13 protein-coding genes are annotated in these 12,150 nt (G+C 39.2%); 3 read left to right on the forward strand and 10 right to left on the reverse strand.

Features of this window, described 5'->3' with window-relative positions; genetic code table 11:
- Window positions 1-13 precede the first annotated feature (13 nt).
- Genes gcvPB through TLET_RS10085 form a run of 5 tightly spaced genes read right to left on the reverse strand, consistent with a single transcriptional unit; the run spans window position 14 to window position 4,456 of the window.
- Window positions 14-1,453, reverse strand: a complete 1,440-nt coding sequence (gcvPB, locus tag TLET_RS10065; protein ID WP_012003986.1) for an aminomethyl-transferring glycine dehydrogenase subunit GcvPB — start codon at window positions 1,451-1,453, stop codon at window positions 14-16.
- Window positions 1,450-2,781, reverse strand: coding sequence for an aminomethyl-transferring glycine dehydrogenase subunit GcvPA (gene gcvPA, locus TLET_RS10070; RefSeq protein ID WP_012003987.1), 1,332 nt, complete (start codon window positions 2,779-2,781; stop codon window positions 1,450-1,452). Before gcvPA ends, gcvPB begins: the two co-directional genes overlap by 4 nt.
- Entirely contained in the window at window positions 2,781-3,152 is a 372-nt protein-coding gene (gene gcvH / locus TLET_RS10075) for a glycine cleavage system protein GcvH (protein WP_012003988.1), read from the reverse strand. Before gcvH ends, gcvPA begins: the two co-directional genes overlap by 1 nt.
- Before the next feature lie 13 nt (window positions 3,153-3,165).
- On the reverse strand, window positions 3,166-4,254 hold the full coding sequence (gene gcvT / locus TLET_RS10080) for a glycine cleavage system aminomethyltransferase GcvT (RefSeq protein ID WP_012003989.1): 1,089 nt from the start codon (window positions 4,252-4,254) through the stop codon (window positions 3,166-3,168).
- Window positions 4,232-4,456 (reverse strand): putative signal transducing protein, encoded by a 225-nt coding sequence (locus tag TLET_RS10085; protein ID WP_012003990.1) that lies wholly within the window; start codon window positions 4,454-4,456, stop codon window positions 4,232-4,234. Before TLET_RS10085 ends, gcvT begins: the two co-directional genes overlap by 23 nt.
- 66 nt (window positions 4,457-4,522) lie before the next feature.
- Between TLET_RS10085 and pfkA the strand changes: the two genes are divergently transcribed.
- The 3 genes from pfkA to TLET_RS10100 are packed head-to-tail and all read left to right on the forward strand — an operon-like array spanning window position 4,523 to window position 8,321.
- Window positions 4,523-5,482: a 6-phosphofructokinase gene (gene pfkA, locus TLET_RS10090; RefSeq protein WP_012003991.1), complete on the forward strand. Its 960-nt coding sequence runs from the start codon at window positions 4,523-4,525 to the stop codon at window positions 5,480-5,482.
- Window positions 5,483-5,491: 9 nt separating this feature from the next.
- Window positions 5,492-6,910, forward strand: a complete 1,419-nt coding sequence (gene pyk / locus TLET_RS10095; protein ID WP_012003992.1) for a pyruvate kinase — start codon at window positions 5,492-5,494, stop codon at window positions 6,908-6,910.
- A gap of 10 nt (window positions 6,911-6,920) precedes the next feature.
- The gene (locus tag TLET_RS10100; RefSeq protein WP_012003993.1) at window positions 6,921-8,321 is read left to right on the forward strand and encodes a diguanylate cyclase domain-containing protein; all 1,401 of its coding nucleotides are present in this window, start codon (window positions 6,921-6,923) and stop codon (window positions 8,319-8,321) included.
- On the opposite strand, the gene TLET_RS10105 is transcribed toward TLET_RS10100, so the two are convergent.
- Genes TLET_RS10105 through TLET_RS10125 form a run of 5 tightly spaced genes read right to left on the reverse strand, consistent with a single transcriptional unit; the run spans window position 8,300 to window position 12,108 of the window.
- A complete protein-coding gene (locus tag TLET_RS10105) occupies window positions 8,300-9,154 on the reverse strand; it encodes a pseudouridine-5'-phosphate glycosidase (protein WP_012003994.1) in 855 nt (284 codons plus the stop codon). The genes TLET_RS10100 and TLET_RS10105 overlap by 22 nt on opposite strands.
- Window positions 9,155-9,159: 5 nt before the next feature.
- Window positions 9,160-9,660: a nitroreductase family protein gene (locus TLET_RS10110; protein ID WP_012003995.1), complete on the reverse strand. Its 501-nt coding sequence runs from the start codon at window positions 9,658-9,660 to the stop codon at window positions 9,160-9,162.
- 1 nt (window position 9,661) lies between these two features.
- On the reverse strand, window positions 9,662-10,507 hold the full coding sequence (locus TLET_RS10115) for a DMT family transporter (protein WP_012003996.1): 846 nt from the start codon (window positions 10,505-10,507) through the stop codon (window positions 9,662-9,664).
- Window positions 10,504-11,394, reverse strand: coding sequence for a LacI family DNA-binding transcriptional regulator (locus TLET_RS10120; RefSeq protein WP_012003997.1), 891 nt, complete (start codon window positions 11,392-11,394; stop codon window positions 10,504-10,506). Before TLET_RS10120 ends, TLET_RS10115 begins: the two co-directional genes overlap by 4 nt.
- 24 nt (window positions 11,395-11,418) lie before the next feature.
- Window positions 11,419-12,108 carry a zinc metallopeptidase gene (locus TLET_RS10125; RefSeq protein ID WP_012003998.1) on the reverse strand — a complete coding sequence of 230 codons (690 nt, stop codon included), beginning with the start codon at window positions 12,106-12,108 and terminating at the stop codon, window positions 11,419-11,421.
- Between the last annotated feature and the right edge of the window lie 42 nt (window positions 12,109-12,150).

Here is a 12,150-nt window from a genome sequence, read left to right on the forward strand (position 1 = left end):
TGAGTGCCCCCTTTTAACTTAATCTGTATCTATAAACAGGTTTTTTGGTTGCTGTTATGTCGTCAAGTCTCTTAACAGGCGTTGTATGAGGTGCTGTTTTCACAACTTCTGGTGTTTTTTTCGCTTCTTCGACTATTTTCTCAAGCACCTTCGCGAAATAGTCCAGGGTATTTTTGTTTTCAGTTTCAGTTGGTTCTATCATCATATCTTCATGAACAATGAGAGGGAAATACACTGTTGGTGCATGAAGTCCATAATCAAGAATCCTCTTTGCAACATCAAGTATCTTTACTCCTGTTTCTTTTACAAACTGGCTTCCATCAACTACAAACTCGTGCATGCAAATTCCCGGTGAAGCTATTTTAAGAAATTTCGATATCAAGGAACGCAGATAATTTGCATTCAGAACTGCCATTTCAGAAGCCCTGGTCAGCCCATCTTTCCCCATAGACAGTATGTATACATAAGCCTTTAAGAGAACCAGAAAGTTTCCATAAAAACTTCTGGTTCTACCTATGCTATTTGGCAATTTGAAGTCTGGATAATATTTATCACCGTCTTTTCTAATAATTGGGATCGGAAGAAATTCACTTAGAAAAGCTTTTACCCCAACTGGGCCGCTCCCGGGACCTCCCATTCCGTGTGGTGCCGAGAAAGTTTTGTGTAAATTGAGATGAACTATATCAAATCCCATTTCTCCAGGCTTGATTTTACCCATTATCGCATTCAGGTTCGCTCCATCATAATAAAGAAGAGCACCAGCCTGATGAACCTTCTCTGCTATTTTTACAATATCTTTTTCAAACAATCCAAGTGTATTTGGATTTGTGAGCATCAGCACAGCTATTTCATCATTAAGGTGATTTTCGAGTTGTTCAAGGTCAACGAGCCCATCTTCCGTTGATTTAATTTCCACAACATCAAAACCTGCCATTGCCGCAGAAGCCGGGTTTGTACCATGTGCTGAGTCTGGCACCAGTGCCACATGTCTTTTTTTGTCATTACGAGAAAGGTGATATGCACGAACGATAAGCATTCCCGTTAATTCCCCATGGGCACCGGCAGCTGGTTGAAGAGTCATTTCATCCATACCTGTAATTTCGCAAAGAAATTCTTTCAGCTCATACATCACCTGCAGCGCACCCTGAACTGACTCCCATGGCTGGTATGGATGAATATCTGTGAAACCTTCCAGGCCTGCAACATACTCATTCAGCTTTGGATTGTATTTCATCGTGCATGACCCGAGTGGATAAAAACCTTTATCAACAGAATAGTTTTTTTCTGCAAGAGCAGTGTAGTGCCTGACCACGTCGGGCTCTGATAATTCCGGCAATCTTAATGGGCGGGTTCTTTTCAAATGCTCTGGAAAAACAGGATCAATCCTTTGAAGCTCTTCATCTGGTAATCTGTAAGCTTTCCTGCCGGGAACTGATTTTTCAAAGATTATCATACAATATCACGCCCCAAAAGATCAACCAGTTTTTCTATGCTTTCTTTTGTATTTACTTCTGTTGCACAGGCAAGTGCGCAATCTTTGAATTCAGAATAATACCACTCAAGAGGGAGAGGAGCGAGTATTCCATTGTTAAACAGCTTTCTCCAGATCTTATCATATTCAGAACGCATTCGTACAATGAATTCATTATAAAATGGACCATCAAAAACAAGTTCAAATCCACTTTCTAACAATTTCTTGGCCAGATAATGAGCATTAGTGTAACTTCTTTCAGCAACCTCTCTCATGCCCTGTGGACCCAGAATACTCATAAATATCGCATTCGTTACGGCCATAAGTGCATGATTTGTACATATATTTGACGTGGCTTTCTCTCTTCTTATGTGTTGTTCGCGTGTCTGTAAAATCATGACATATCCTGTCTTTTCCTCACTATCTTTTGTCTCTCCTATCAATCGCCCGGGCATTTTGCGAACATATTTTTCAAGCGTAGCAAAGAAACCAACCCCCGGTCCACCGTAATTCATCGATACTCCAAGGGGTTGTCCTTCTCCAACAACAATATCGGCTCCAAAACTGCCCGGTGGCTCTAACAAAGACAAAGCGAAAGGTTCTGTTACAACTATCAAAACAAGACCATCAGCATACTCTCTGATCATTTTCAAATCTTCCACAATACCAAAAAAATTTGGATATTGCACAACAACAGCTGACGTATCATCATCTATGAGTTTTTTTAAGACTGCCAGATCTGTCATTCCGGACTTAGTAACAGGAACCGTTTCAAATTCTATATCCTGGGCAGTTGCGTATGTATAGCATGTCTGAATATATTCTGGATGAACAGCCCGGCTTATAAGAACTTTGCGTTTATTACTTATCCTGTGAGCCATTAGAACTGCTTCTGCAAGAGCGCTTGCACCATCATACATTGAAGAATTTGCAACTTCCATACCTGTGAGTTCACAAACCATTGTTTGATATTCAAATAGGGCTTGTAATGTTCCCTGAGAAACCTCTGCCTGATATGGGGTATAAGCTGTGACAAACTCAGGTCGTGAAGATAAAAACTTCACAATCTGTGGAATGTAGTGAGCATATACTCCAGCACCCATAAAAATATTCGGTTTCTCGATCACCATATTTTTTAAAGATAGATTCTTGAGTTTTGAGACAACTGTGAACTCATCCAGACCGTCTGGAAGATTAAGATTCTTCGACGTAACAGGGATATCTCTGTAAAGTTCCTCTACTGTCTCAATACCAATAACTTCTAACATTTGTCGTATTTCATCTTCTGTATGAGGAATATATGGATTCATTATCCTTCCTCCTCGCAAAACTTTCTGTACGCCTCCTCGTCGAGAAGTTCTTCCAGCTCGCTTACGTTACTCATCTCAATTTTCACAAGCCATCCTTCTCCTTCCGGATCCTTATTCACAAGTTCCGGTTCATTGTTCAATTTTTCATTAACCCCGGTAACCTTTCCACTTACAGGTGCATATACATCACTTGCTGCCTTCACTGACTCAATGCTCATAAGCATTTCTCCTTTTTTAACTACCTTGCCAACTTGTGGAAGATCGACGTATACAACATCTCCAAGTTTTTCCTGTGCAAAATTTGTAATACCAACAATAGCAATATTCCCATCAGCCGAGACCCATTCATGAGTCTTTGCATACCTTTTCATCTCACCGCACCTCCTAAGAACTTTTTACAGAACCTCTGTAAAAAGGCAATTTCACAATCATAGCCTTCACTTTACTTCCCCTTATATCCACTTCAATTTCATCTGAAATCTTTATCTCACTGCTTAACATTGCAAGCGCTACGGGTTTCTCGAGTGTTGGTGAAAAAGTTCCACTGGTTACCACACCTACTCTTTTCTCCCCTTTGAATACATACATCCCATGACGTGCGATTCTTCTGTCAGAGATCTCAAGACCTCTTATTCTTTTCTGTAAACCCAACTCCTTTTGCTTTATTAAGCTATCTTTTCCAATAAAATCTTTGTCAAACTTCACTACCCAAGATAAACCGACTTCAAGAGGTGTTGTGGTTTCATCCATATCATTTCCGTAGAGCATATATGAAGCCTCAAGTCTGCAAACATCCCTTGCACCAAGGCCTGCCGGTTTTACACCAAAGTTATTTCCCCGTTGAAGCAATTCATTCCACACAGTAAAAGTATCATCCCAATGACAATAAATTTCAAATCCATCTTCACCTGTGTATCCAGTCCTAGAAACAATACAGTTTTTTCCAAAGACCGAATAACTGGCGAAGGTGTAGTAAGAAAGAGAATCGATATCTGAAACAAACGTTTTTAAAAATCTTTCGCTCAGTGGCCCTTGAACAGCTATCAAACCATACTGGTCGGATAAGTTTCGAACTGTAACATTAAACTGTTTTGATTGATTTACTATCCAGTCGAAATCTTTCTCTATGTTGGCAGCGTTAACAACAAGCATTGCCTGCTTTTCCCCAAATCTGTAAGTCAGCAAGTCGTCTATGATACCACCCATTTCATTACACATAACTGTATACATGACCTGACCAATTCTCAAATTTTTAAAAGAATTTGTCAATAGATAATCCACAAATTCAACCGTATCTTCCCCCTCCACGAAGATCTCACCCATATGAGAAACATCAAAAAGCGCTACGTTTTTTCTAACAGTTGCAACTTCATCGTTTATCGAAGTATACTGGAGTGGCATCTCCCAGCCAGCAAAATCTATCATCTTTGCTCCAAGAGATACATGACTTTCATATAGAGGTGTTCTCCTCATTTTTCGACGCCTCCCTTAAAATTTTTTGTGCTTTTTCGAAATCTTCTTCCGTCACGAGAATCTGGACCAGCCCACCCTGTCCAAAAATAACGGGATCAAAACTGCCTGGTTTGATCAGAACCTCTATACCACTCTCCTCGAGCAACGATTTCAAAATATTTGCGGTAGGTAAATCAACCTCTTCAAGAAGTATTCTCCACAATTTAATTTCCTCCTGTTATATAATTAATCAGTTCAGTGTCTATTTTACACCAGGAGGTGTGTGAAAATGAAAACCATAGGCGTCTTAACAAGTGGCGGGGATTCACCAGGAATGAATGCTGCTATAAGAGCAGTTGTTAGATTTGGCGTAAAAAATGGCCTGAAAGTGATAGGAATACAAAGAGGTTATTGTGGGATGATCGATGGTGCTTTCAAGGAAATGAACTTTTCGGATGTTGCCGGAATAATGGAAAGAGGAGGAACAATACTCAGAACAAGCAGATGTGGGGAATTTTATACACCAGAAGGCCGGGCAAAAGCAGCCGCAAAATTGAAGAATGCCGGTATAGAAGGACTCGTTGTCATCGGTGGCGAAGGCAGTTTAACTGGTGCTAAACTATTGTATGAAGAGCATAGAATACCTGTAGTTGGTATACCAGGAACCATAGATAACGATATAGCGCAAACAGATATGTGCATAGGAGTTGACACATGTTTAAATACAGTTATAGATGCTATACAAAAATTGAAAGACACTGCCACGTCGCATGAAAGAGCTTTCGTTGTTGAAGTAATGGGAAGAGAATCAGGATATATAGCATTGAATGCTGCCCTTGCAACTGGTTCTGAAGCTGCAATAGTCCCGGAAGTTCCCGTTGATTTTGACAAGCTGGCCGAAAGATTATTCGAAGAAAGAAAAAGAGGAAAAATAAATTGCATCATTGTCGTCGCCGAGGGAGCCGGTGGTGCAATACAGGTAGCAAAAAACTTACAGGACAGAATAGGGTATGAAACAAGAATAACTATACTCGGTCACGTTCAGCGTGGAGGAAGCCCAACAGCTTTTGACAGACTCTTAGCAAGTAGAATGGGGGCAGAAGCAGTTAAAGCATTGATGAATGGTGAGACATGCATGATGATGGCGTTGAGGATGAACAGAATAGAGCATGTCCCCATAGCAGAAGCATTAAAGTCCAAAAAAGGCCTGGATATGTCTCTGTATGAACTTTCATTAACACTCTCTTGAGGTGAAAAAATGAGAAAAACCAAGCTTATATGTTCGATAGGACCTAAAACCGAGAAACCAGAGAAAATAAAGGAATTGCTAAAAAGAGGGGTAAATGCTTTTAGGATAAGCGCAGTTCATTACACGATGGAAAAAATCACAGAGCTGGTAGAGCTAATCAAAGATATTAGATATGAACTCAAAATGCCTGTTTCCATCATTCTTGATTTACCAGGTTGCAAACTCCGGACGGGAGATCAGAAAGAAGAAATCATCGAACTTAGACAAGGTGAAAAAGTGACTGTAACAAGCGAAAAAACTTTTTCTTCTCGGGATACTATAAGCATAAATTTTTCCGGACCATTTCAGGGTGTAAAAACCGGCGATTTAATCCTCGTAGATGATGGAAAAATACAACTCAGAGTGGAAAGAATTTCTCCAAAAAAAGTAGAATGCGTCGTGGAGATAGGAGGAATTTTGAAGAAAAACAGTGGCGTCAATTTTCCCAATTCTGATCTACCTGTCGAAGTACCAACAGAAGAAGATATTAAGATCATAGCTGAAACTGTCAATATGGGACTGGACTATTACTGTGTATCATTTGCAAGAAACGCAAAAGATGTTCAAAAAATCAAAAAACATCTTGAATCTTTCGATTCAAGTGCGAAAATTCTTACGAAAATAGAAACAAAAAAATCCATAGAAACGCTGGAAGATATATGTCGCGTGAGCGATGGAATAATCGTAGCAAGAGGAGATTTAGCGGTGGAGACATCTCTGATAGATTTGCCGATATTGCAAAAAAAGATAATAAATACCGCATCAAATTATAAAATACCTGTGATCGTCGCAACCGAAATACTCAATTCTATGATCAACAGTTCATCACCAACAAGGGTTGAAATAATGGATGTTGCAAACATAGTTTTAGATGGAGCAGATGCTATACTGCTAACCTCTGAAACAGCTGTGGGGAACTTTCCGATCGAAACAGTTGAAAAAATTAATGAGATTGTTGAAAATGTTGAGAACTACCTACCCGAAATCAATGCTCATTTTAAAGAACGCAGGTTTGAAAAAATCGAAGATCCATCTGAAGCTATTGCAAGGAGTAGTTACTACATTTCTGAAGAAATAAATGCCAAAGCTATAATAATATCAACAGCTTCTGGAAGCACTGCAAGAAGGGTGGCCTATTTCAAGCCACTTCGTCCTATCATAGCTACGACCCCAGATGAAAACACCTTTCATCAGTTGTCTATTGTTTGGGGGATAGTTCCGATGCTAATTCCAGAAGTCCATTCCACAGATATAATGATCCACGTGGCCGTCGAGAAGGTTAAAGCTGTCGGATATGTTCAAAATTCCGACATTGTGGTTGTTACTTCTGGTGCTCCGTGTGGTATTGTTGGAACAACTAACATGCTCAAAGTTCACATAGTTGAGTAGGTGAAAAGCCATGAAAGAAAACTCAATACGTTCATTTATTCAGCTGCTCGGCATCCCCACGTTCATAATAGATGAAGATACAACGATAATTGCGCTCAATGAGGAAGCATGCAAACTGATTAAGTTGCCAAAAAGTGTCGTGGAAGGTAAAAAGAGCTGGACTGCTTTCGTTCATCCCAAGGACCTCGAAACAATGAAAAAATATCATTACGAAAGAAGAAAATCTTGCCATGTTCCAGAGAAATATTATTTTACCCTTGTTGATTCTGAAAAAAATTATCGGGAAATTCTCATTAATGTAAGCATGATACCAAACTCAAGTAGATCGATAGTAACTCTCATAGATGTGACAGAATTAAAACATTTAACTGATAAATTTGAAAGAAAAACAAGGTGTCAGCAGGCAATAATGCATTTTACTGGTGAAGTTCTTAAAGGAAAAAGAAAAAACCATTATCAATTTTTGCTTGAAAAAGCTGTTGAAATTATCCCGGGAGCACAGGCAGGAAGTGTCTTGCTAAGAGGAAAGAGAGGTATCTTTTATTACAAGGCCGCTGTTGGATACGACTTTCAGCAACTTTCGAGAGTCTTTTTCAGGGAAAATGAGCTTGCACAGGGACTTGCAAAAGATGTGGTAAAAGTGACTGATTTTTCAATCAACGAAACTCTCGACAAAGAGAGATCCTCCATATTGAAGGCTTTTGGCAAAATCAACGAAATCAAGGTGATGCTTTCCATACCAATTGTAGTCCAGAAAGAAACAATAGGTTTTTTCAACTTAGATAACTTCGAGGATGTCGATGCTTTCGATGAAGAGGCTGTTGAAACTGCAAAAATTTTTGCCGGTCAGATTGGTGTTGTCTTCGAAAGATTAAACCTTGAGAAAAAAATCAAAGATCAAAACAAAACGATGCGTTTTCTTTCATATCATGATCCTCTCACCGGGCTACCCAACAGGCGTATGCTTGAAGAAGAAGCTGAAAGAATACTTTCTTCATCAAATAGATCTGGAAAAACTGTTTCTGTAATTTACATCGATTTAATGGGTTTCAAGAAAATCAACGATCAATATGGCCACAGTACAGGTGACAAAGTGTTATCGGTTGTTGCAAAAAGGCTCAAAAAGTGTATGAGAAAAAGCGATTTCGTTGCCAGATTGGGCGGAGATGAATTCGTTTTTCTCCTGCCAGGTACGCCTGCCCGGCTGGCAGTTAAATTGATTGAGCGTGTTATAGAGCAAATAGAAACTCCTATAATTCAGGAGGGAAAAAAGCTTAAAATATCTGCAAACGCCGGTATAGCAGAATATCCCAAAGACGGAGGATATTTTGAAAAAATCCTCCGCAACGCTGATAGAGCTATGTACCATGCAAAATTTCAAAAACTAACTTATTGCATCTTTGAAAGCTGATTCAATATTTCACAGGCAACCTTAACATTGTTTTTCAGAAGTTCGACATTACTCCTAACAGTTTTTCCTTTCGAATAATGAGCCAGCCTCGACAAAAGAAATGGAGTAACACCTTTACCCTTCACAGAAGATGCATCAAGGTCATGCTCAGATAGTCTGTACCATTCTTCAAATTGTTCAACCTCAATTGCATGTTCGTCAGGTATGGGATTGAAAACAAGAACTGCACCGGGTAGATTAAATTTCTCTTTGAATAAAAAAATAGATGCAATCTCTTCAAAACTGTCAACTCTATTAATGTGTATGCTGGTGGATTTACAGTAGAAAGCCGGTAGCTCATCAGTTTTATAGCCAACAACAGTTATTTGAAATGTCTCCAGCATTTCAACAGTAGATCTCAAATCCAGTATTGATTTAGGACCAGCGCTGACTACTATCATTCTGGTTCTGGAGAGTTCGGCTAAATCCTGAGAAACATCCCATTGATCTATTTTGTGAACTCCTCCTATTCCACCTGTTGCAAAAACTTTTATATTGTTCAAATGTGCAATGCGCATTGTAGCGCTCACTGTCGTTGCAGCCCACATTTTTTTAGCAAGTGCAAATGGAATTTCTGCGGTTCCTATTTTTAAAACATCTTTTCTCGAAGCAATTTGAACAATCTCCTCCCTGCTTAACCCAACTTTTATCTGACCAGCAATTATTCCTATAGTCTTTGCAGAACATCCAGTTTCAGCTGCAAGCTCTTCAAGCTCAACAGCTGTATCAATATTGATTGGAAATGGCAATCCATGGGCGATAACGGTCGACTCTAAAGCCAGAATTTTCTCCATCATTCTCACCATCTTTCGAAATGCAATCTGTCTTTTCGAAATCTATCAACAGTGCCTGGTTTTTCAGCAGGATATCCAATTGGTATCAGTGAAAATGCTACAATATCTTTAGGAAGACCGAGGAATTTACGAAAACTTTCTACTCTTAATTCGTCAGGATATATACCACACCAAACAGCACCGAGCCCAAGTTCGGCAGCCCTGAGAAGAATATTTTCCGTAGCAGCTGCGCAATCTTGAACCCAGAACCCGGGATATTTTACCGAAGACAAATCCGCGCAAACAATTACTGCGACAGGAGCACTAATTACTGATTTTGCATAGGGATGTATCTCTGCTATCTTTTCTTTCGTGCTTTGATTTTTAATCACGACAAAGTGCCACGGCTGTTCATTACCAGCAGATGGCGCATGCATCGCCGCTCTGATAATTTCCAAAATTGTATCCTCGCTTACATCGCGGGGTTGAAATTTTCTAACGCTTCTTCTTGCGTATATTATACTCATTTCAATCACCTCCAGAATCTCTTTTATAAGCTATCCCAAAAATTATCGCACAGATAAGCAAAATCATACCAGAGATCTGTAAAAACGAGAGTTTCTCTGAGAGTATTAAAAATGAAAAAATAGCCGCGAAAACTGGTTCCCCAACATAGATCAAAGCAGATACATTAGATCCTACTTCCTTTTGAAATTTTAACTGGACCCAGAGAGCAAAAATAGTTGCCAGAAGAGCTGAGAATACCATCGCAAAAATGAATTCCATGCTAATTTTCAGGCCTCCACCGAGAGGTGTTAAACAAAGATTAATCAACGCTGTTAAAAGAAACTGTGGTGCGATAAGCGAGATCTCATCAACGTCAGACCTTTTCGTAAAATGAGTTATCAAAACAACATGAATTGCAAAGCTGACTGCACATACAAGTGTGAGTAAATCTCCTATATTAAAAGGATCTCTGGATGGATCATTTAACATATAAAGCCCAAAAATAGAAACAAGGAAGGTAAGAAATTGAATTAACGTTGGTTTGATCATTTCCACAATATAAGAAAAAAATGGTACAAGCGGGATATACAGTGATGTGATGAAACCACTCTTTGTGGAACTGGTAATCTTCAAACCACTCGTCTGAGAAGCATAAGCTATTGCTAGAAACAAACCAAGAATCAATCCTTTTCCCCAACTTGGCTTTTTTCTGAAAAACAACAGGCTCAAAAAGAACGAGACAATGAATCTGAGAAAATTGTAAAAAAAAGGATTTGCACCGTCTAAAGCTATTTTTTGAACAGGGAAAGTCAAACCCCAGATCATTGTTACGGTAAAAAGCAGTGTGATAGCTTGAATTTTCTTCATATGCTGCTCTCTCTCTTGATCACCTGGCCTTTGTAAACAATTCTTTTAGGAACCTTCTCACCATTGAGAATCTTCAAAAGGACACTGGCACACATCTTTCCAATCGATCTGTTAAAATATTCTACCGTCGTCAGAGATGGAATTACTAATTGAGAAATTGTCAAATTCCCATGCCCTACTATTGAAACTTCCTCTGGTATCCTTACTCCTTCAATTTTCAAAGCTTCTATAAGCCTGACCGCAATAACGTCATCAACACAAAAAACGACATCCGAAAGTCGTGAAAACTTGTTTAGAAAATCACCTTCATTCTCAAGCAAAATAACATCGTAATCTTCAATTCCGCCGTGAAACATAGCCTTCAAAAAAGCTGCGTACAATTTACATGTTTTGTAATCTTTAAGCCCTGTGGAAAGTAAAGTGTATGACCGCTTTCCATTCTTGAGGAAAAAATCAGTTAATTCTTTGTAAGCATGAAAATAATCGAAAACCACTGAACAATTATCGAAATCACTACCGACTGTTATATTTATCTTACCTTCGCAATTATCTTTATCAGAAATCAGCACCACAATATCTGCAACAGAATCTTCGGTGCTTTTACCCACACTAACAAAAATTTCCTTATCTTCAAATGCTTCTATCAAGCCATCAAGTACTCTTAAATAAGGTTCTTCCCAAATTGGAATAGCAACATGAACCTGAGTTATTCTTTTTCTAAATTGTCGCGCAAATTTACTTGGTTGAAACCCTGTTTCTCTTATAGCATTGAGGACTCTTTCTCTCAAACTATCATCTACATTACCTTTTTCATTCAAAACGCGCGAAACAGTTGACACAGATACACCAGCAATCTCAGCTATATCTTTTATCGTGATTTTTTTCAAAATAATCCCCCCACGGCTCCTTTTTTAATCTCTCCTTCCAAAAACTCCCGCGATAAGTAACATCCTTAGAAGTTGCAATACAGCCATTGCAGTAGAAGCAACGTAGGTCAGAGCAGCTGCACTCAAAACTTTTCTCACGCCTTTAAGCTCTTCTTCCGGCATCATTACATTTTCTCCCAGTAATTTCAAAGCTTTCTTGCTCGCATCATATTCAACAGGCAATGTTACCAAACTGAACAGAACAGCTAAGGAGAACAGCACAATTCCAAATCTTAGCATTGCCGGCAGCGCAAATAATAATCCCATGATGAAAAATATCCATGCTAAGGAAGAACCCACGCTTGCAACTGGAGCAAGAATAGTTCTGAAGACAAGCAGAGGATTTTTCTCTGCATGTTGAATAGCATGCCCTATTTCATGGGCTACAACACCAAGCGCAGCGACAGAACTACTTCCGTAAGTTGAAGAAGAAAGTCTGACTACTTTTGTACGCGGGTCATAATGGTCAGTCAAATGACCCGGCATCGCTTCAACTCTGGCATCATAAATACCAGCTGAATCAAGAAGTCTCATTGCAAGCTGACTTCCTGTAAAATTTGTAGTTGATCTGACTTGAGAATAATGTGAAAAAGCGCTCTGGACCTTGACCTGTGCCCAGATTGCGAGTAATAGAGCCGGTATTAATAACAAAAACGTCGGATCGTAGAAGAACATATTACCACCTCCTGATAATTCGACTTTTCACACATTATGTTT

Origin of the sequence: Pseudothermotoga lettingae TMO (genome assembly GCF_000017865.1) — a bacterium.
Classification (GTDB): Bacteria; Thermotogota; Thermotogae; order Thermotogales; family DSM-5069; genus Pseudothermotoga_B; species Pseudothermotoga_B elfii.